Genomic DNA, 20661 nt, shown 5'->3' on the forward strand with positions numbered 1-20661 from the left:
GAAGCGGTCGCCGGAACCTCATGGGGTGGTCCGTCCCGCATGAACACCGGCTCGCGGTTCAGTGACTGTGGCCGTGACCCCGTCCCGAGCAGGTGAAAGCGGCGATGGCCGTGGTGATCGGAACGGACATGGTCAGCGCGAGCGCGCCGACGGCGGAACGCAGCAGCTCGGTCGCCATGATGTCACCGGTGAGCAGCTCCCCGAACGGCCGGTCCGCTACGGTGAGCAGCAGGAGCAGGGGGAGAGCAGCACCCGTGTAGGACAGCACCAGGGTATACATGATCGAGGCGATGTGGTCACGCCCGACCCGGATCGCACCCTTGAACAGGCGCCACGGGGTCGCGTGCGGATCGATGGCGGCGAGCTCGTTGACGGTCGACGCCTGGGAGATGGTCACGTCGTTGAGCACACCGAGCGAACCGATGATGAAGCCACACAGCATCAGCCCCGTGACGGAGACATCCGGCAGATAGAGCTGAATCATCAGGTTGTCCTCGGACCCCAGACCACGGAGTTGGGTACCCCTGATGGCGAACTGGGCGAGGACGGCCGCGATACCGAGAGCGATGAGCGTGCCCCCGAGTGCGGAGGACGTCTTCCAGTTCACGCCGTGCACCAGGTAGAGCGCGGCGAAGAGGACCGCGGATCCGCAGACGACGGCCAGTGCCAGTGGCGGGCCACCACGCAGCAGCGCGGGAAGCAGAAACACTCCGACGCCCGCCAGTGTGACCGCGAGACCGACGAGAGACCGCGCCCCCAACCAGGAACCGAGCAGCACCACACCGAGGGCGGTGACCAGCCCCCAGATGAGGAGCGTGGAACCGCGCTGGTAGTCGGCGAACGTGTACCCGGAGGCACCCTCGGCGGTGGTCTCCTCGTAGAGGAGGATCTTCTCTCCCACCGCGAGATCGGGATCACCCGGCTGCCCGGAGAGCATCAGCATCGTCCGCTTGCCCTCGTTGACCCCGGAGGTGATGTCGATGATCGCCTGTTCGCAGACACGGTCGGACCGCTCCAGCGGGATGACGGGGGAGGACTCGAACACCCGGCCCACCGAGGGCGAGTTGCAGGAACCGTCCGTGAGGAGGGAGACGGTGCCCCCGACCTTGTCCTTCGACAGGGAGGAAATGTTCTGGAAGGAGGGGGCGACGTTCGGTTTCTCCGACGACGGCCAGAGGACGACGAGCCCCGCCACGGTACCGAGGAACGTCAGGATCAGGAAGACACTCAGGATCCACTGGGCGACGGTGAAGGGGCGCTTCTCCCCGCGTCGTTTCGGCAGCGGGTTTCCGTCGGGGCCGATTCCGTGCGCGGCAAGATGTCCGGCGATGTGCTCGCTGGGGTCCCCGGGGGTGTCGGATCGGTGGTGCCGCCCCATCGCGTGCTCCTTGGTGGGAAGTTAGGGAGGTGAATGGTGTTCAGTGCAACAGTGAAATGCCCGCCACGGACCGGGGTCGGAGTGGCGGGCGGGGGCGCCGTTCTACCAGCGCGCCCATTCCTCGATCGCGTTGACATCGGTCAGGTTGAGGCTGCGGATGAACTGATCGCTCTGGTGCCAGTCACCGTCGATCCACTCGACCATCATCGTGACCACGGAGACGACATCATTGTCCTGCGCGGTAGCGAAGGTGATCACCGCGGTCCTGTCGGTGAAGGACTCGACCTTGTACGCCACCGGGATGGGCGCGGAGTAGTCGGGGGTCTCCGGAATTATCGACGGATCGGCGATCGCGGCATCGAGACGCGCCGGATTCGTGCTGGGAGGCAGGAAGGCGCGCGCGCTACGGACGGCGTCGATTCCACCCCGGTTGACACCCTGGAAGATGTGCCAGGCCGCGAGTGCGGCGCCCTGGGGGGTACGGCTGAAGCCGTGGGCGACGCCGTCGGTGACCTGCCACGGGCCGTCCGAGGCGCTGAACGGGAAGTCCCAGACGGTGTCGGTCTCCTTGTTCTCCTTGAGTCGCTGCCATTCGACCTTCGGGGCTGCGGTCAGCCAGTTGTCGTCCTCGGGGGTCAGTGCCTCACCGTCGTCGGTGAAAACGTCGCCGGCGGGATCCTCGGGGTAGTAGACGGTGGTGCCGTCCACGTCTGCGGTGCGTCGTTCAGCGGGGTCGATGTCGGTGGCGTAGGACTTTCCAGCCAGCGCTGAGGCGGCGGGTTTCTCCGAGGGTTCGGCCGCGGTACTGCTGCTCGTCGATGTGGTGGTGCCGCTGGTGCTGCTCTTTCGATCGCTCGCCTTCGTGGTGGAGCTCCCGGTCGATGATGAGGACGTCGGTGTGCTGGACGAACGCTTCGATGAGGTGCTCGAGGAAGATGTCGGGCTCTTGGAGGACGCGACAGATCTCGATTCGGACGACGACGTCGGGCTTGCGGTGTCATCCGATTCCGATGTGGAGGCGCTGGTTTTCACTGTCGATGACGCTGTCGTCGCTGTCGTGGACGCGGTTTCTGTGGAGGAGGGCGCAGTGGAGGAAGACGAGGCCCCGGATGTTGTGGACTCCGTGGTGGACGATTCCGTTGATTCCGTCGTGGAAGACGGGGCGCTGGTACCGGTGTCGGTGGTCGGCTGCCCCGAGGTGGCGGCGCCCGCCTCCTCGTCACCGATGTACATGTAGGCACTGGCTGCGATCAATCCCGCGACGGTCAGTGTGGTCAGGGTGGCGAACAGACCCCGTGGGGTCAGGGTGGAACTGTCGTAACCGGAACTTTTCCGCACGCTGGTCCTCATCTCGTCATCGGTGGTGCACGATTGGTGGGCGGAGCTGCCGCCGACGCCGGTCAGGCGACCGGCCACATGGTGTCCATGATAGAGAAAACGGCCCGCGCACTGCGCCGACTCCCGGAAAGAGTTGGCGGTGGGCGGGCCACCTCGCCGCCTACTGGCGGTAATGCGAGAGGAAGTTGCCCAGCCGCTCGATGGCCTCGGACAGCTGGTCCTTCGCCGGCAGTGTGACCATCCGGAAATGATCGGGTTCATCCCAGCTGAAGCCGGTTCCCTGGACCATCAGGATGTGCTCCTGACGCAGCAGGTCGAGCATGAGCTTCGCGTCGTCGTGGATGTCGTGGACATTCCGGTCGATGCGGGTGAAGTTGTACAGCGCCCCCATCGGCTTCACGGTGCTGAGGCCCTCGATCGAGTTGATCCCCTCGTACGCGACGTTCCGTTGCTCGAGGAGCCGGCCCCGGTGAGCCGTGAGATCGAAGATGTCCTGGTGGGTCTCCAGAGCCGCGGGGATGGCGAACTGTGCGGGCACGTTCGAACACAGGCGCGTACCCGCGAGGAGTTCGAGCCCCTCGATGTACTCCTTCGCGTGGTCCTTCGGGCCGGTGAGCACCATCCATCCCGCGCGCAGACCCGCGGCGAGATACGCCTTCGACAGCCCGTTGAAGGTGATGGTGAACAGGTCCGGGGCGAGGGTGGCCACGCTGATGTGCTCGGCATCGTCATAGAGGATTCTGTCGTAGATCTCGTCGGACAGCAGCAGCAGATCATTCTCCCGGGCGATCTGGACGATGCCCTCCAGGGTCTCCTTCGAGTACACCGCACCGGTGGGGTTGTTCGGGCTGATCACGACGATGGCACGGGTCTTGTCCGACACCTTGGAACGGAGGTCGTCGAGATCCGGATTCCAATCGGCGTCCTCGTTGCAGCGGTAGTGGACCGCGGTACCACCAGCGAGGCTGGTCGCCGCCGTCCAGAGCGGATAATCGGGCATGGGGATGAGAATCTCGTCGCCGGGGCTCAGCAGGCCCGTGGTCACCATGAGAATCAGATCGGAGACGCCGTTGCCGAGGAATACGTCGTCGGCGTCGAACTCGGGAAACCCGGGAATCTCCGCGTACCGACGCACGATGGCTTCCCGGACCTCGGGTATCCCCTTGGCGGTGGAGTATCCCTGCGCTGGGCCGATGTTGTCGATGATGCTCTTCACGGCGGCTTCCGGTGCGTGGAAGCCGAAGATCTCCGGGTTTCCGGTGTTCAGCTTCAGGATCTCGACCCCCTGGCGCTCGAGCCGTTCGGCCTCGGCGCTGATAGGTCCGCGGATCTCGTACGCGACGTTGTCCAGGCGGCGGGCGTGTCTGATCTGCCGTCGTGGGGTGCCGTTGGTCAGGTCACTGGGAGTGGGGGTCGCATCAGTCATGGACACCATCGTGCCATCTACGACGACTGAACCGGGGAGCTTCGGGAAAACAGCCCCGGCGTTTTGTTGCATATAGCAGATCGGCGGTGACTGATTCAGGGGTGTGTGCGGGGGCGGTGGCCGCCAGTCACCTCGGGCTATCGGAGATCCTGCGCTTCTCCGGCGTACCCTGCGAAACCGTCGGGAACAGTGGGGCCATCAACGTGAAATGTGCGCGCCAGTTCTTCGAGGATCGAGTACGCACCCGGCAGCGACTCCGAGGTGACCCACGCGGCGTCATCCGCGGCGACGGTCCGGCGTTCGATCTCCGGCCAGCTCTCCGTCGCCCGGAAACTCTCCATCGAGCGTTCTCCGCCCAGCGGGCTCGTGGTGATGAAGATCCGGTCGGCATCGACGTCCGCGACCTGCTCGGCGGTGACCTTGATGAAATCCTGGTTGCCGCGCTGCGACTTCGGTCGGGCCAGGCCGGCGTCGGTGAGCACCGTACCGGGGAAGGAACCCGCCGCGTAGATCCGCGTCGGGCCGTTCTGGAAACGGAGCACCGAGATCGTCGGATCCGATGCCCCGGCGTTGATCTCCCCGCCGATCCGCCGTGCCTCCTCCTCGTACCGTGCGAGCATGGCGGAGGCCTCACCTTCCGAACCCAGAGCCTTCCCGAGGACCAGGTAGCGACTCTTCCAGGTGGTCGGGGCTCCCTCCGACAATACCGTCGGAGCGATCTCGGAGAGCCGCTGGTAGTGCTCCCCACTGGTTTCCCCGGACCCGACGATCAGGTCGGGTTTCAGGGCCGCGATCGCGTCGAAGTCCGGCTCCCGCGGAGTGCCCACTATCGTCGCGTCAGCGCCGAATCGTTCCGGCAGGTCCCCCAGGTATCCACCCAGAGCGGTGCCATGTGTGTAGGTCTCTGTGTATCCGACCAGTGTTCCGTGCAGCATGAGCACCGCGTCCGCCCAGGGGCCATCGAGAGCGACCACTGTCTTGGCCGGCGCATCGAGCTTCGTCGTTCCGAGCGCATGGACGATGCTGATCTGCCTGCCGTCGGATGCCTGCGGGGAAGAAATCGCCGAGGATGCCTCCGCGGTGCCCGGTACGGATGCAGGGGTGTCGCTTGCTGCGGCGCACCCGGCCAGGGAGAAACTAAAGGATGCGGCGACGAACAGAATGCCGGCGCGTCGGAATCGGGACGGTGGTATCACGGGGGATCCTTCACAGGGCCGCGAAAGTGCGGTCGGTCAGCGTCTGAGATTTACCCCGACGTTAACAGCGCACGAATCGTCCCGCTGCTGACCGCCGCGACGGGGGAACCCGTCCCGGGGACGGAGAATCGAGCGGTGCTCAGGCGTCCGATTCCGTTCCCGGGGCATCCGGGTTCGTCATATTCCGCCGATTTCCCGCTTCCGGTGCTCCGGGAACTGAACCCGGAGGCTTCGGCGCTCCCGCGGCCTTCGGCGCGGCGGGAGTGCCCGTGGTGCCGGTACCGGGGGCCTTGGGGACGCCCGGCTTCAGTGGCGTGGCAGCCGGTGTAGCGGGCACCCCAGGAACCTTCGGGGCGCCTGGAACACCCGGGACCTTGGGGGCTCCGGACTCACCCGGTACCGGGGGCACAGCTGATGTGGGTGCTGTTGGGACACCCGGTGCGGTGGGTGCGTTTCCGCCCGGTGCCGGGGGTGCAGCCGGTTTCGGTGCAGCTGCCGTCGGGGGCGTGACTATCTCGGGTGCAGTGGGTATCCCGGAGGATTTTGGTGCGATTGGCCCCGTACCCGGTGGAACAGCGGAGCCCGGGGCTTTCGGTGCTGCCGGGATGACCCGTGTGTTTCCGCCGGGAGCCGGCGGGACAGCCGGTTTGGGAGCTCCCGGTGCCTTCGGTGCCGTGGGGGCGCCCGGTGAGGTGGGTTTGGGGCCTCCCGTTGCCGGTGGAACGACGGGTCTCGGTGCGGTGGGAGCGGCGGGGGCTTTGGGTGCGGCGGGTACGCCGGAGCCTGCGGGCTTCGGCGCCGCGGATGGACCGGCGATTCCAGGTGCCTTGGGCGGGATCGACCCCGGCGCCGGTGGAACGGCGGCGCCGGGAGCCTTGGGCGTGGTGGGGACTCCGGGGGTCTTCGGTGCTCCGGGTGCCTTCGGAACAGCCGGTTTCGTGGTCCCGGGCGCAGCTGGAGCCGGGGGAGTGCCGGGTGCACCGGGTGCGGCGGGCACACTGCTCTGCGGTGTCGGCGGCGTGGCTCCGCCGGGCGCCTTCGGAGCGGCCGGCGCCGTGGCCCCGCCGGGTGCTTGTGGTGCGGTGGGTGCCTTCGGCGCGGTGGGGGCCGTCACACCGGGTACCGCCGGGGCCGGGGGAGTCCCCGGAGCCTTCGGAGCGGAAGCAGGAGCGGTCGGCTGGATCGGTTTCGTGGGCGCGTTCGTGGGCGCGGTGGACTTCTTCCGATCGCCGCGTCCTGCGGAGACACCGCCACAGGTGCCCTCCTTCCGCGGCTTCACCGAGGTCAGGCCCAGATCCGTCGTGCCCCGACGGGGTGGTGCGAGGAACGCCCTTTCGCGGGGCTCCGGCAGTTTGCCGTCGACGAGGACGGAGTCGCGGAGCATCTGCGCGACATCGCGCACCTTGGGTTGATCTGCGGCGGGCTTGTCGGAGAGGGCCTTCACCCCGCCGGTGAGCATGACGGTGCAGAAGGGGCAGCCGACGGCGATCTCCTCGGCGCCGGTGGCGAGTGCCTCGCTGGTGCGGTTCTCGTTGATACGGGTCCCGATGGTCTCGTCCATGAACATGCGGGCACCTCCCGCACCGCAGCAGAAGGCCTCGTTCCGGTTACGGTCCATCTCCCGCAGATCGTGACCCGTGGCACCGAGCAGCTCGCGCGGCGGGTCGAAGACCTTGTTGTGGCGGCCGAGGAAACAGGGGTCGTGGTACGTGATCGGCCGACGGTCCTCGGGGCGGCGGGGCACCGGGGTCAGGAGCTTCTCGCGGACCAGCTTGTTCAGGATCTGGGTGTGGTGGACGACGTCGTAGTGGCCGTCGAAGTCCGGGTACTCGTTGCACAGGGTGTTGAAGCAGTGGGCGCAGGTCGTGATGATGGTGCGCTGGCCCTTCGGCACACCCTCGAACACGGTGTTGAGGGTGCTGATGTTCTCCTGGGCGAGCATCTGGAACAGGAACTCGTTGCCGGCGCGCCGGGCCGGATCGCCGGTGCAGGTCTCCCCCTTGGAGAGCACCGCGAACTTCACGCCCGCGGTGTGGAGGAGCTCGACGACGGCGCGGGTCGTCTTCACGGCCTCATCGTCGTAGGCACCCGCGCAACCGACCCAGAAGAGGTACTCGGTGTCGTTGAAGTCGGTGACGTCCTCGCCGAACACGGGTACCTCGATGCCGTCGCGGCGTGCGGCGTCGATCCAGGTGGCGCGATCGGCGGAGTTCCTGCCCCAGGGGTTGCCCTTGGCCTCGAGGTTCTTGAACAGGCCCGCGAGCTCGGACGGGAACTCCGATTCGGCGAGGACCGCGAACCGGCGCATGTTGGCGATGTGGTCGATGTGCTCGATGTCCACCGGGCACTGCTCGACGCACGCCCCGCAGTTGGTGCAGCTCCACAGCACGTCCGGCTCGATGGTCCGGCCCTCGCCGACGAGCTTGAGTACGTCCACACCGTCGTGGGAGGTGTCGGCTTCGAGCAGGGACGGGTCGAGGAGATAGGGGGAGTTGGTCACCATCGCGTCGCGGATGTCGGTCATCAGCAACTTCGGGGACAGTGGCTTGGCGGTGTTCCAGGCGGGGCACTGCTCCTGGCAGCGGCCGCAGTCGGTGCAGGTCGTGGCGTCGAGAAGCATCTTCCAGGACGCGTCCCGGAGGGTGCCCGTTCCGATGGGGTCGGTGTCGGGGTCGAGCTCGTCGACGCTGTCGAGGGTGACGGTCTCTCCGCGCGAGACCATCGGTGCCAGCGCACCGAGTGCCGGCGCACCGTCCGCGTTGCGCTGGAGGAAGATGGTGAAGAATGCGGTGATGCGGTGCCAGGCCACGCCCCAGGACAGCTGCCGCCCGACGACGAAGAGCCAGATCGTTCCGGAGAGCAGTTTGATCAGGGCGAACACGCTGACCATCACGGCGCTCGCGGGGAGGAGCTGCGCGATGTGCATGGTCAGGAAATCGGACCACAGGTGCGGGTGGATGTCGTCGTAGGTGGCGATCTTCGCTGACTTCACGGCGATCATCCCGAGCCCCTCGATGAGGACGACGCCCTCGACGAAGTGCGCGGCGCGGGCGTTGGACCCGTAGAACCGGGACATGCGTTCGCGGGTGCCGGTGTGCAGCCGGGCGCCGATCAGGAAACAGATGCCGGCGACGGTGCCGATGCCGAGCAGTTCATCGGCGAGGTGGTAAATGCCCCATTCGCTGACGATGGGCCAGCCGCCGCGTGGCCGGAAGGTCTGGATGTAGGCCTCGAACCAGAGGACGAAGCCGATGAGGAAACCGACCATGACCAGCCAGTGCGCCGCCGCGATGGCGGGTTTCCGGGCCAGTTCGCTGTGGAGGACGACTTCCCTGAACAGCGTGCCGACGCGCCGTGCCGGTCGGTCGGCGCGGCCCGGAAGAGGCTGCCCCGCGCGGACGAGACGGAAGAGTCGGCTCGCGCCGCGGAGGAAGTAGAACCACGCGGGAAGTGACAGCAGGAAACCGATGAGTCCCAGCACGACGGTCGTGCTGGTCATCGTTGGGGCTGCGGCGAGCGTCATCGCGGGAGGGGTCCTTGACGTGGGCAGAGAGAATGGGTGGTCAACGCCTGTGACGGGTGGGCTGGCCGCGTTCGGGCGTGGTGGTTTCCACTCTAAGCGGTGACGTGGTCATCCCCCAACGGAGTCCGCGTGCCACGTCTGGGGGCCCGTCGCCGGGCGCGGGAACAGCTCTGTTCAGGCAACGTCCGGCACCGGTTCGACAGGTCTGAAAATAACGCGTGCTCCACCACAGGCTCCGGGGCGCGGAGCGCGGGTGGTGGGGGCGATCAGCCTTGGGGTCTACTCGGAGCTTCCCGCACCGTTGAACAGTGAGGCAACCAGTTCGAGGAGGCCGAGCACGAGGCGAAGCGGTGCGGTGACGACGGACCGGATTCCTGTGGCGGTGCGGGCCTCGGATAGTTCCTCCGGGGTGATCGGGCCTGCGGGGCAGGGTTCCTCCATCCAGTCGATCGCCCTGGTGGTCACCGCGAGGCCGGGCTCGCCGGCGTTCTCCTCGCGGCACCGGTCGAGCTCCTCCCGGGTCATCACGCCGAACTTGACCACCGCTTCGGCGGGCATCCCGGAGGGGTGTCGCGGGGTGATGGCCGAGGACAGTTGTCCGAGGGACGAGCCCGCGGTCGAGGTGTCCCCGGCATGGGCGGGGGTCGCCGTACCGAGCAACAGCGCGGGAAGCAGGACGCCGGCGAGGAGTTTCCTGGACATGGGGTCTCCTGTGGTGGGAAAGCAGTTGGGGGCACTTCCGAAGATAGTCGGCTTCCCGTCTGCGACACCGGCGGGGGAGGTCGGGGATGTCACGGTGGGCGCGCGTCCCGACCGTGAGATACCCGGAACAGACCCTAATTCATACAGGCCGGTCTATTTCATTCACGAGACAATGATTTTTAATGAGGCTGGTAAGAGCGTTAAAAAGTGTAAAAATAGACCAATCGGTCCAGAGAAAACGCCGGTTTTATGGTCATGCAAGCGTTTGCTGTGTCAGACTTGGCCGCACCAACAGCACCCCCATCGCGGCCCCGGCCCCGGCACCACCGGAACCGGGCTTTCCAAGGAGCATCCCATGGCACCGACAACCGTCAAGGAACGGCCCGCCCGCCAGCGCAAGCCGGACGGCCAGTGGAAGATCGACGGCACCGATCCCCTCAACGACGACGAGCGGATCAAGGCCGAGGACCCGGGGATGTCCTGCAGGCAGCGGATCATCGACATCTACTCGAAGCAGGGCTTCGACTCCATCGCCGAAGAGGACCTCGCGCCCAGGTTCAAGTGGGTCGGCCTGTACACGCAGCGTCGCCAGGACCTCGGCGGCGAGCACACGGGCAACGCCACCAACGCCGAGCTGCAGGACAGGTTCTTCATGATGCGGGTGCGTTTCGACGGCGGCGTCGTCAGCACCACCCAGCTGCGGACCGTCGGTGGGATCTCCCGCGACTACGCCCGCGGCACCGGTGACTTCACCGACCGACAGAACATCCAGCTCCACTGGATCCGCATCGAGGACGTCCCCGCGATCTGGGAGAAGCTCGACGCCGTCGGCCTGTCCACCCTCTGCGGCTGCGGCGATGTGCCGCGGGTGATCCTCGGATCCCCGGTCGCGGGAATCGCCGCCGACGAGATCATCGACGCGACCCCCGCCATCGAGGCCATCACCTCGGACTGGCTGCACCGCGAGGAACTCCACAACCTGCCGCGGAAGTTCAAGTCCGCGATCTCCGGCTCGCCCCGCCAGGACGTCACCCACGAGATCCAGGACCTCTCCTTCATCGGCGTGAACCACCCCGAACACGGCCCCGGCTTCGACGTGTACGTCGGCGGCGGGCTGTCGACCAACCCGATGCTCGCCCAGCGGCTCGGCGTGTGGGTCCCCCTCGACGAGGTGCCCGAGGTCTGGGCATCCGTGGTCAAGGTGTTCCGCGACTACGGCTACCGTCGCCTGCGCAACCGTGCGCGGCTGAAGTTCCTCGTGGCGAAGTGGGGTGTGGAGAAGTTCCGTCAGGTCCTCGAGGACGAGTACCTCGGCCGCCCGCTCCTCGACGGCCCCGCTGCGCCCGTCAATCCCGGCAACCGCGACCACCTGGGGGTCCACCCGCAGAAGGACGGCCGCTTCTACGTCGGCGTCAAGCCCACCGTCGGCCACGCTTCCGGCGACCAGCTCATCGCCATCGCCGACGCAGCCGAGGCCCACGGCGTCACCCGGATCCGCACGACGGTGGACAAGGAACTGCTGTTCCTCGACGTGGAGGAGCAGCAGGTCGAACCCCTCAAGGAGGCTCTCCACGCCACCGGCCTGTACCCGGAGCCGAGCGAGTTCCGTCGCGGCGTGATCTCCTGCACCGGCCTCGAGTTCTGCAAGCTCGCACTCGTGACCACCAAGGCCCGGGCGATCCAGCTCGTCGACGAACTGGAGGACCGGCTCGTCGACATGGACGTCCCGCTGAAGATCAGCCTCAACGGCTGCCCCAACTCCTGCGCCCGCTCCCAGGTCGCGGACATCGGACTCAAGGGTCAGCTCGTCAACGACGACGAGGGCAACAAGGTCGAGGGCTTCCAGGTGCACCTCGGCGGTGCCCTCGGGTTCGACCCCGACTTCGGCCGCAAGCTGCGCGGACACAAGGTCACCTCCGCGGAACTCGGCGACTACGTCGTCCGGCTCGTCGAGCGCTACCGCGAGCAGCGCACCGAGGGCGAGCAGTTCCGCGAATGGGTCCTGCGCGCCGACGAGGGGGACCTGCAGTGAGCTACCGCGTCGACACGCCCAACCCCAACCGCGGCTTCCCGCAGTACTGCGCGTACTGCGGCGGAACCGACCTCTTCCCCGACGAGGAGACCGACTTCGCGTGGGCCTGCCAGGAATGCCGTCGGGTGTTCTCCGTGATGTTCCACGGCCGCAATGATCCCGCGAACCGGCCCGCGCCCGCGCCCTCCACCGCGGAGGCGCTCGCGGCGTCCCTCGAGCACCACGGACACACCCCGGGGGTGCGGATACCGTGACCGACCTCAGCCGCTTCGCCCGCCCCCGCGCCCACCGCGACCCCGAGGTCTCACCGGCCGGGGCGGCGACCACCGAACCGCTCGACCCCGGGACCCGCGCCGAACTCGCCGCCTTCGTCGACACGCACGCCGACGCCCTGTACGACGCCGACGCGGAGACGATCCTCGCGACCGTCGCCGAGCACGTTGACAGCCCCGTCGCCGTCACCATGTCCATGGAGAACACCGTCCTCGCCGAGCTGGCCTCCCGGTACCTGCCCGACGCCGACCTGCTGTTCCTTGACACCGGCTACCACTTCGACGAGACCCTCGACGTCGCCGACGGGGTCCGCCGTCGGTACGAGCTCCCGCTGGTCACCGCGACCCCGATCCTCACCCGCGCCGAGCAGGACGCCACCTACGGGCCCGCGCTCTACCGCCGCAACCCCACGGCCTGCTGCCGGATGCGCAAGGTCGAGCCACTCGCCGCGGCGATGAGTGGCTACGTCGGATGGGTCACCGGGCTGCGTCGCGCCGACTCCCCGCTGCGCGCCGACACCCCGGCCGTCACCCTCGACAGAACCGGCCGGCTCAAGATCTCGCCCCTGGTGACCTGGTCACTCGAGGAGACCGAACGGTACATCGTCGAGCACGACCTCATCCGGCACCCCCTGACCACCCGTGGCTACCCGTCCATCGGATGCGCCACCTGCACCCTGCCCGTCGCCGAAGGCGAAGACCCCCGGGCCGGCCGCTGGGCCGGACAGAACAAGACAGAATGCGGACTCCACACATGACCACAACCCTCACCGACACCACGCCCGACGCCCGCACCGACAGGGGCACCGACTCGCCGCTGTCCCCGCACCTGAGGGACCTGGAGAACGAGGCCATCCAGATCCTCCGCGAGGTCGCCGGACAGTTCGACAAGGTCGCCCTGCTGTTCTCCGGGGGCAAGGACTCCGTCGTCGTCCACGAACTGGCCCGCCGCGCCTTCGCACCCGCGCCCGTGCCCTTCGAACTGCTGCACGTCGACACCGGCCACAACTTCCCCGAGGTCCTCGAGTTCCGCGACCGCCTCGTCGAACGCACCGGCGCTCGGCTGCGCGTCGCGAAGGTGCAGGACTGGATCGACCGGGGTGAGCTCAGCGAACGCCCCGACGGCACCCGCAACCCCCTCCAGACCGTCCCCCTCGTGGAGACCATCGCCGAACAGGGCTACGACGCCGTGCTCGGCGGTGCCCGCCGCGACGAGGAACGGGCGCGTGCCAAGGAGCGCATCTTCTCCGTCCGCGACAGCTTCGGCGGCTGGGATCCCCGCCGCCAGCGGCCCGAACTGTGGAACCTCTACAACGGCGGCCACCTGCCCGGTGAGAACATCCGCGTGTTCCCCATCTCCAACTTCACCGAGGCCGACATCTGGGAGTACATCGGCGCCCGGAACATCGAGCTCCCGCCGATCTACTTCGCCCACGACCGCGAGGTGTTCAACCGCGACGGCATGTGGCTGACCGCCGGCGAGTGGGGCGGCCCCCGCAAGGGCGAGACCCCGGAGACCCGCCGCGTGCGGTTCCGCACCGTCGGCGACATGTCCTGCACCGGCGCCGTCGACTCCGACGCCGACACCGTCGACGCCGTGATCGCCGAGATCGCCGCATCCACCCTCACCGAACGTGGCGCCACCCGCGCCGATGACCGCCTGAGCGAATCCGCCATGGAGGACCGCAAGAAGGAAGGCTACTTCTGATGACCAGCACCCTCACCGCCCCCGCCCCGACCGAGGCGCTGCACGACCGCCAGACCCTCCGGCTGTGCACCGCGGGCAGTGTCGACGACGGCAAATCCACCTTCGTCGGTCGCCTCCTGCACGACACGAAATCGGTGCTCGCCGACCAGCTCGCCGCCGTCGAGGCGACGTCCCGGGCGAAGGGCCTGGAACACGTCGACCTCTCCCTGCTGGTCGACGGCCTGCGCGCCGAACGCGAGCAGGGCATCACCATCGACGTCGCCTACCGCTACTTCGCCACCGCGAAGCGCACCTTCATCCTCGCCGACACCCCGGGTCACGTGCAGTACACCCGCAACACCGTCACGGGTGTGTCCACCTCCCGTGTCGTCGTGCTGCTCGTCGACGCCCGCAACGGCATCGTCACCCAGACCCGCCGCCACCTCACCGCCACGGCCCTGCTCGGCGTGGACACGGTGGTCCTCGCGGTGAACAAGATCGATCTCGTCGGCTTCGACGAGTCCGTGCACCGCGCCATCGAGGCCGAGTTCACGGCCCTCGCCGACCGCCTCGGTGTGACCAGTACCTTCGTGGTTCCCACCTCGGCGCTGCTGGGGGACAACGTCGTCGAGCGCGGCACCAACACCGACTGGTACACCGGCCCCACCGTTCTCGAGATCCTGGAGACCGTGCCCGCCGGCCCCGAGGTGGGCGAGCTGGGGTTCCGGTTCCCCGTGCAGACCGTCATCCGCGATCACGCCACCGACTACCGCGGCTACGCGGGCCGGGTGACCGCCGGACGGATCCGACCCGGCGACACCGTGCATCTCGGGACGGGGCGCACCACGACGGTCACCGGCATCGACACCCCGGACGGGGAGGCGGAGATCGCGTTACCCGGCGACTCCGTCGTTCTGCGCCTGGCCGACGACATCGACCTCACCCGCGGTGACCTCATCGCCGGCGCCGACCGGCCCGACGACGTCCGCGAGTTCACCGCCACACTCGTCGGCCTGGCCGAGAAAGCCGTCCGCCCGGGCCAGCTGCTCAAGCTGCGCTACGGGACGTCACTGGTCCGGGGCCGGGTCACCCGGATTACCGCGGGCATCGACATCGACGCTCCGGTGGACGACGTGGTGCGGGACGCCCCGGACGAACTCGCCCTCAACGACATCGTGCGCGCCGAGATCCAGGTCGCCGAGGCCCTGCCCGTCGACGGTTTCACCGCCCGCGGTGCCGTCGGCTCCCTCCTGCTCATCGACCCCGCCTCCGGGGACACCCTCGCCGCCGGCCTGGTCGACGGCACCGGCGGCGGTGGTGGCCGTGACTGACCCGCGTCCCGCACTGATCACCCTGTCCCACGGATCCCGTCACCCCTACGCCGACGCCGGTATCGCCGAGCTGACCGCGGCCGCCGGTGACCTCCTGGACCTGCCCGCACACCCGGCGCACCTGGACCTGTCGACACCCACCCTCCCGGACGTCGCACTCCGGCTCGCCGTCGAGGGCGTTAGGGAGGCCGTCGTCGTGCCGCTGCTGTTCACCCGCGCGTTCCACGCGACGACCGACGTCCCCGAGGCGGTGCGCGCGGCCACGGCAGTTTCCGGGCTGCGGATCACCCTCGCGGACGGGCTCGGTACCGGCCCGGATCTCGTCGATGTTCTCGCGGAGCGCCTCACGGTGGACCGTCCGGACCGCCGCGACACCGTCCTCCACCCGGTGGGAACATCCAGTGCGCGGGCCACCGCTGACCTGGCGCGACTCGGGGCGGAGCTGGCCGAGCGGACCGGTCGCCGGGTCGACGTCATCGCGGCCACCGGACCGGGCGGCGGCCCCGGGGCGATCCTCGACCGCGCCCGCGTCGCCGGTTCCCTGCACGTCCTCCCGCTGTTCGTCACCCACGGACTGTTGCTCGACCGGCTGACCGACCGCCTGCCCGCCACCCGCGCCGGGGGCCCGGACATCTCGGTCAGCGCACCGCTCGGCCGCGACCTCGCCGGAATCGTCGCCACCCGCTACTCCGACGCCCTGACCAGTGACCGGACACCGGCATGCGTACCCTGATTCTCATCGCCCTGGCCGGTGCGATCGCGCAGCTCGTCGACGGCGCACTCGGCATGGGCTTCGGCGCGACGTCGACGACCATGCTCATCCTCGCCGCCGGCCTCGGCCCCGCGCAGGCGTCCGCCGTGGTGCACACCGCGGAGCTGGGGACGACCCTGGCCTCCGGGATCAGCCACTGGCGCTTCGGCAACGTCGACTGGCGGCTCGCACTGCGCCTCGGCGTCCCGGGCGCGGTCGGCGCGTTTCTCGGGGCCTACGTCCTGTCGAACCTCTCCACCGCTGCCGCAGCCCCCGTCACGGCGGGGATCCTCACCGCCATCGGGCTGCACCTCCTGCTGCGCTTCTCCCGCGGCGCCCCGCACCACGCGGTCGCCACGGACACCCGCCGCCGGGGACGGGTCCTCGGACTCCTGGGCCTGACCGGCGGATTCATCGACGCCTCCGGCGGGGGTGGCTGGGGACCTGTCACCGCCTCGACCCTGATGAGCCTCCGGCACGCCGAACCGCGCCGGGTCGTCGGAACCGTGAACACCTCCGAGTTCCTGGTGACCGCCGCCGCGACCACCGGGTTCGCGATCGGCATGCGGGAGGAGCTGCTCGCCCACCTGCCCGCCGTCGCCGCACTGCTCGTCGGCGGTGTGATCGCCGCGCCGTTCGCGGCGTGGCTCGTCAGCCGCATGCAGCCCGGTCTGCTCGGCGGCGCGGTCGGCACGGCGCTTATGCTCGTCAATGCGCCCCGGGTGGTCGGTGCCCTCGACACCGCGACGTGGGTGCTCCCCACCGTCGAAGGGGTGCTGCTGCCCCTCGGCGTGGGCCTGACCTGTTGCGGCGTGCGTCGGATGCGGAAACAGACCAGGGTCCGGGTCATGGATGAGGCCGCCCCCGAGGTTCCCGGCTCCGTGGAACGGGGATGCGTGGGGGCCGGGACGGCCAGCTGAGGCCATGCCGGTGTCCCGGGGTCGCGGACGCGGTGACGTGGAGGAGGTCACCCGTCGCCCGGATTCAACGGGGCGGCGGCTGACCTCCTCCATGCACAGTCTGCGGTGACGAACAGCGGTTACATCAGCGGGACTGATCCTTGCTGAGCGCCTGGTCGGCGGGGAGGAACCACAGTCCGACCATCTCGCCCTCCCGGTTGTAGCTGATCCGTCCCACGAGATCGGCCGCCTCGAAGTCGAGGAGCTGTTCGACGACGAGGACCTCGTCGGCGAGGCTCACCGTCTGCGCCGGGTGGCGGGCCTCGAGTTCGCCGCCGAGTGCCACGACCTGGGCCCAGGCGTCCGCCAGGGATTTCGCGTCGAGTTCGTCGCCGAGTTTCGGGCCGAGCAGGTGCGCCGCGCCCTCCCAGTCGTGGGCCGTGAGGACGTCGAGGAAGGTCACGGCGTGGGTGACCGCCTTCTGCTGTTGGGTCGGGGTGGGTTTGTTCATGGGGTTTCCTGTCCGTGGGTCGATGGGGTTGCCGAACCTCTGGAACGCCGCCTGGCGGCTGATGCCGAGGGCGTTTCCGATGCTCTGCCACGTGGTGCCCCGTTCCCGGGCTGCGTGGACCAGTGTCCCCAGCGCCTCGGTGGACAGCAGCTGCATGGTGTGTGCCGTGGCCAGGGAGTGGGTGACGTCCCGGGGTGGGGTGTTCCTCGGGATGCTTTCGGTGCCGGGGGTGTCGATCTCCCGGAGTTCCGTGGCGAGCAGGGACGCGACCTGGGTGAGCAGCGTGGCCAGTGTGGTGGTGTTCAGTGGTTCCGACATGTGTAAAAGTTATCTTTACATCCCGGAGGTGTCAAGGAAATCTTTACACGGCTACGGTGGCGGGGCACGGTCACGGTGAGAGGTGCGCTCGGACTATGGGACGCGGGCACACGCGCGGTGAAGCGTAAGACAGGTGTAACGGATCGACGTGTCGCACACATTCTGCGGTGGGCGACGGGGTGCAGCGGCCGGGATGGACTCCCCGGTGGCTGGACCCGTGATGCGGGGCCACCACCTCGGGTATCCCGGGATCGGCGCAGTTGCATTAGGCCGACACGTGAAGACCCGGAGAGCGGTGATCACGTCGCAGCCCAGGGAAAGGGCGGGATTCCGCGGTCATGCAGGGGACCGGTCACTCGCAGATCGGCACGCCTCGGGCGAGTCGGGCGATGCCGTCCCAGTCGATGGAGCCGGCCAGCGTCGCCGCGGACGCGAGAGCAGCTGCGGTGGGTGGGCCCGCGATCGTCGTCTCGGGCAGCCACCAGCCCTCCCACGAGGTGTAGGCCACGCCCCGAGCGTCGAGCAGCTCGCGGATCCGGCCCGCGTCCGCGAGTAGCGGCGTGCCCAGCGTCCCGACCCAGGCATCGGTCGCGATCCGGGTGGTGACGACCCGTGCCGCGGCCAGCGGATCCTCCGTGCCCGTGGTGTAGACACCGGGGGTCAGGCGCCCCGCCTCCCGCGTGGCGGAGAATCCCGCGCCGGAGGCGACGTCGGGGGAGACCACGACGGCACCGTAGTGGCGGCGGAGCTCGGCGACCGTGATGTCCCCGCCGACGCACACGTTTCCGAAGAGCTTCAGCCGGGCCGTCGCCGGTGCATCGGGTTTCTCGGTGAGGGTGCCCCCTGGGGCGTGTTCGGACAGCCCGTAGCGGATCAGCCCGAACGGTGCGGGGATGCGTTCGAAAAGGTCGACGTAGATGTTGCAGCCGCACCCGACGAGCAGTTCGGCGGTCTGGATGCCGACCGGCCCGGCACCGATGACGGCGATCCTCTTGACGGGGTACATGTCTGTCCTTCCCGTACCGCAGGTCCGCGGCACACCGGTCGATTCTAACCGCCCCGGCGCACCGCCCCGGGTCATTTTCGTGACCTAGAGTGTGGGGCATGGAACTTCGCGGAACAATCACCAACGGCCGGCCCCTCCTCGTCTTCGCCACCGACAGCGAGACGCAGGCCATCGACACCGATCTTCCCGTGCTCGTCACGGGCGTCGGCGTGCTGCGCGCGGCGATCGGCCTGACCGAGGTACTGACCGAGGCGCGTCTCGACGGACGGGTGCCCAGCGCCATCATCAACCTCGGCACCTGCGGGGGGCTCATCGACGGCCCGAACGGCGTGTACGAGGTGCGGGAGGTGTACAAGCACGACTTCTCCTCCGAACTGCTGGAGGAGATCGACGGCAGGCCGGAGATCAACGCGCTGACCCTGCACACGTCCGGGCTGCTGCCCACCGCCCGGCTCGCGACGGGCGACAGTTTCATCGCCGACACCGTCATCCGGACCCGGCTCGCTGAGCGCGCGGAGCTCGTGGAGATGGAGGGCTACTGTTTCGCCCGGATCGGTCACCGCTACGGCATCCCGGTGACCCTGCTCAAACAGATCAGCGACGGCGCGAACGAGGAATCCGTCGGCACGTGGGCCGACGCCGTGGCGGAGGGCTCCCGCCAGCTGAACGACGCCCTGCACACCCTCGCCGCCGCCGACTCCCTCGTGCAGGCGGTCCCGGTCCCGGTCGCCCGGCCCTGACCTGACGCACAGAAAAGTGCCCCGCACCGGTCACCGGTGCGGGGACACTTTCCCTTGTGGCGAGGGGTCTAGTCGACCGCGGTGGCGCCCTTACGACTGAGGCGTCGGCGCATCGACCGGATGGCCGGACCCATGTTGATCAGCGCCTTGGATCCGGCCGCGGTCTCGGTCTCGATCTCGTCGATCGTCCGCTCACCGGAGCGCAGGCTCACGATCTCGGCGTGGTAACGCAGCCACACGGCGATGGTCGCCGCAGCGGGAACCGCGAGGAACGCGCCGACGATGCCGAACAGTCCGCCACCGACAGTGATGGACAGCAGCACGATCACGGGGTGCAGGTTCATGGCCTTGCTCTGCAGCAGCGGGGAGAGGATATTGCCCTCGATCTGCTGGACCGCGATGATCAGGATCAGGACGAAGATGGCCGTGGTCAGGCCGTTGGAGACCAGCGCGACCAGGACTGCGATCGCACCGGCGGAGATGGCACCGACGATCGGGATGAACCCGCCGAAGAAGGTGATGACGGCGAGCACGAGCGCCAGGGGGACACCGAGGATCACGAGGCCGATGCCGATGAAGATCGCGTCGATGAGGGATACGAGGGCTTGGGCGCGGATGAACCCGGAGAGCGTGTTCCAGGTGCGGGTGAGGACCTCGGTGAGATGCCAGCCCGCGGACTTACCGACGTTTCGGCGCACCCACGGAAGGAAGGCGTGGCCGTCCTTCAGGAAGAAGAACGACAGCACCAGCATCAGCAAGAGCGTGACCACCACGGACGTCGCGGTGGAAACACCCGCGAACACACCGGATGCCAGTTTGTTCGCCACTCCGCCCGAGAGCAGGCCCGAGGCACCGTCCTGGAGTTTCGCCGAGATGTCGTCGAGGACGTCGTCGATCTGGTCGGTGTTGATGTTGAAGGGCGGTTCACCGAGCCGTTCCTGGAGCTTCTCCAGGCCTGTGACGCTCTGCTTGAAAAGCAGTTTCGACTGTTCGGCGACCCGCGGCGCCATCGCAGCGAAGACCCCGCCGATGGCACAGAGGGATCCGACGAGAACGAGGAGGGAGGAGATGCCGCCCGGAACGCCGTGTTCCTTCAGCCAGCGCACCGGCGGCCACAGCACCGTGCACAGCAGGATCGCGAGCAGGATCGGCAGGACACCGGTCCAGATGATTCCGAGTCCGAGCCACGCGATGCAGCTGGCGATGGCCACGATGATGAACCGCAGGGCCCAGCCGGCGACCCAGCGGCCGTCCCGGCCGATGATGATGGCACGGTCGAGTTGGTCGGGATCCTCTGCGGAAACGGAACCCGCGGATCGTTCGCCGACGACCGACGCCGTGTGGTCCGTGTCGCGGTTGATGGCGTTGAAGATGGTGTCTTCGGATGACGTCGACGCGGATGAACCGATCGACGTGGTGGACTCCAGCTCAGAGGTGGAATCGTCGGAGTTCCCCGGGACCCGGGGGTTGTGATGTTCGTTCATAGTGGTTGGAAACTATGCCACAGAGACCGGTTGGCTGGTAGTTCGGTGACCGCGAACTGAGGAAGGG

General features: G+C 68.3%; 18 protein-coding genes and 1 pseudogene. 9 read left to right on the plus strand and 10 right to left on the minus strand.

Annotation, left to right across the window (positions count from 1 at the left end; translation table 11 throughout):
• Window positions 1–58: 58 nt before the first annotated feature.
• Together JDV75_RS10700 and JDV75_RS10705 are read right to left on the minus strand one after the other, a co-directional pair.
• Window positions 59–1378 (minus strand): YibE/F family protein, encoded by a 1320-nt coding sequence (locus JDV75_RS10700; protein ID WP_198739234.1) that lies wholly within the window; start codon window positions 1376–1378, stop codon window positions 59–61.
• A 102-nt stretch (window positions 1379–1480) separates the two neighbouring features.
• Window positions 1481–2086 (minus strand): DUF8175 domain-containg protein, encoded by a 606-nt coding sequence (locus JDV75_RS10705; protein WP_198739235.1) that lies wholly within the window; start codon window positions 2084–2086, stop codon window positions 1481–1483.
• A 127-nt stretch (window positions 2087–2213) separates the two neighbouring features.
• On the opposite strand from JDV75_RS10705, the gene JDV75_RS10710 reads away from it, so the two are divergent.
• Window positions 2214–2615: a hypothetical protein gene (locus tag JDV75_RS10710; protein WP_198739236.1), complete on the plus strand. Its 402-nt coding sequence runs from the start codon at window positions 2214–2216 to the stop codon at window positions 2613–2615.
• A gap of 261 nt (window positions 2616–2876) precedes the next feature.
• On the opposite strand, the gene JDV75_RS10715 is transcribed toward JDV75_RS10710, so the two are convergent.
• The 4 genes from JDV75_RS10715 to JDV75_RS10730 all read right to left on the minus strand — a co-directional run bounded on the left by JDV75_RS10715 (window position 2877) and on the right by JDV75_RS10730 (window position 9563).
• Window positions 2877–4151, minus strand: coding sequence for a pyridoxal phosphate-dependent aminotransferase (locus tag JDV75_RS10715; RefSeq protein WP_198739237.1), 1275 nt, complete (start codon window positions 4149–4151; stop codon window positions 2877–2879).
• A gap of 128 nt (window positions 4152–4279) precedes the next feature.
• Complete coding sequence (locus JDV75_RS10720) at window positions 4280–5338, minus strand: ABC transporter substrate-binding protein (protein WP_198739238.1); 1059 nt, start codon at window positions 5336–5338, stop codon at window positions 4280–4282.
• 139 nt (window positions 5339–5477) lie between these two features.
• On the minus strand, window positions 5478–8861 hold the full coding sequence (locus JDV75_RS10725) for a heterodisulfide reductase-related iron-sulfur binding cluster (protein WP_198739239.1): 3384 nt from the start codon (window positions 8859–8861) through the stop codon (window positions 5478–5480).
• A gap of 279 nt (window positions 8862–9140) precedes the next feature.
• Window positions 9141–9563, minus strand: a complete 423-nt coding sequence (locus JDV75_RS10730) for a hypothetical protein (protein ID WP_198739240.1) — start codon at window positions 9561–9563, stop codon at window positions 9141–9143.
• A gap of 355 nt (window positions 9564–9918) precedes the next feature.
• Here JDV75_RS10730 and JDV75_RS10735 point away from each other — a divergent pair, with 355 nt between their 5' ends.
• Genes JDV75_RS10735 through JDV75_RS10765 form a run of 7 tightly spaced genes read left to right on the plus strand, consistent with a single transcriptional unit; the run spans window position 9919 to window position 16556 of the window.
• Complete coding sequence (locus JDV75_RS10735; protein ID WP_198739241.1) at window positions 9919–11595, plus strand: nitrite/sulfite reductase; 1677 nt, start codon at window positions 9919–9921, stop codon at window positions 11593–11595.
• The gene (locus JDV75_RS10740; RefSeq protein ID WP_198739242.1) at window positions 11592–11849 is read left to right on the plus strand and encodes a hypothetical protein; all 258 of its coding nucleotides are present in this window, start codon (window positions 11592–11594) and stop codon (window positions 11847–11849) included. Before JDV75_RS10735 ends, JDV75_RS10740 begins: the two co-directional genes overlap by 4 nt.
• A complete protein-coding gene (locus tag JDV75_RS10745) occupies window positions 11846–12625 on the plus strand; it encodes a phosphoadenylyl-sulfate reductase (protein ID WP_198739243.1) in 780 nt (259 codons plus the stop codon). The genes JDV75_RS10740 and JDV75_RS10745 overlap by 4 nt, the downstream gene beginning before the upstream one ends.
• The gene (gene cysD / locus JDV75_RS10750) at window positions 12622–13575 is read left to right on the plus strand and encodes a sulfate adenylyltransferase subunit CysD (RefSeq protein ID WP_232958464.1); all 954 of its coding nucleotides are present in this window, start codon (window positions 12622–12624) and stop codon (window positions 13573–13575) included. Before JDV75_RS10745 ends, cysD begins: the two co-directional genes overlap by 4 nt.
• A complete protein-coding gene (locus tag JDV75_RS10755) occupies window positions 13575–14885 on the plus strand; it encodes a sulfate adenylyltransferase subunit 1 (RefSeq protein WP_198739245.1) in 1311 nt (436 codons plus the stop codon). Before cysD ends, JDV75_RS10755 begins: the two co-directional genes overlap by 1 nt.
• Window positions 14878–15618: a CbiX/SirB N-terminal domain-containing protein gene (locus JDV75_RS10760; RefSeq protein WP_198739246.1), complete on the plus strand. Its 741-nt coding sequence runs from the start codon at window positions 14878–14880 to the stop codon at window positions 15616–15618. Before JDV75_RS10755 ends, JDV75_RS10760 begins: the two co-directional genes overlap by 8 nt.
• A complete protein-coding gene (locus tag JDV75_RS10765; RefSeq protein WP_198739247.1) occupies window positions 15606–16556 on the plus strand; it encodes a sulfite exporter TauE/SafE family protein in 951 nt (316 codons plus the stop codon). Before JDV75_RS10760 ends, JDV75_RS10765 begins: the two co-directional genes overlap by 13 nt.
• Window positions 16557–16680: 124 nt before the next feature.
• On the opposite strand, the gene JDV75_RS12010 is transcribed toward JDV75_RS10765, so the two are convergent.
• From JDV75_RS12010 to JDV75_RS10775, 3 genes and pseudogenes are all read right to left on the minus strand, one after another.
• Complete coding sequence (locus tag JDV75_RS12010) at window positions 16681–17046, minus strand: DUF3887 domain-containing protein (RefSeq protein ID WP_232958507.1); 366 nt, start codon at window positions 17044–17046, stop codon at window positions 16681–16683.
• A 30-nt stretch (window positions 17047–17076) separates the two neighbouring features.
• Window positions 17077–17169: pseudogene (locus tag JDV75_RS12015) on the minus strand (DUF3887 domain-containing protein); the annotation flags it as partial.
• A gap of 547 nt (window positions 17170–17716) precedes the next feature.
• A complete protein-coding gene (locus JDV75_RS10775; protein ID WP_198739249.1) occupies window positions 17717–18370 on the minus strand; it encodes a hypothetical protein in 654 nt (217 codons plus the stop codon).
• Window positions 18371–18468: 98 nt separating this feature from the next.
• Between JDV75_RS10775 and JDV75_RS10780 the strand changes: the two genes are divergently transcribed.
• Window positions 18469–19110, plus strand: a complete 642-nt coding sequence (locus JDV75_RS10780) for a nucleosidase (protein WP_198739250.1) — start codon at window positions 18469–18471, stop codon at window positions 19108–19110.
• A gap of 68 nt (window positions 19111–19178) precedes the next feature.
• On the opposite strand, the gene JDV75_RS10785 is transcribed toward JDV75_RS10780, so the two are convergent.
• Entirely contained in the window at window positions 19179–20594 is a 1416-nt protein-coding gene (locus JDV75_RS10785) for an AI-2E family transporter (RefSeq protein WP_198739251.1), read from the minus strand.
• Window positions 20595–20661: the final 67 nt, after the last annotated feature.

Source organism: Corynebacterium meridianum (genome assembly GCF_016342265.1).
Lineage (GTDB): Bacteria > Actinomycetota > Actinomycetes > Mycobacteriales > Mycobacteriaceae > Corynebacterium > Corynebacterium meridianum.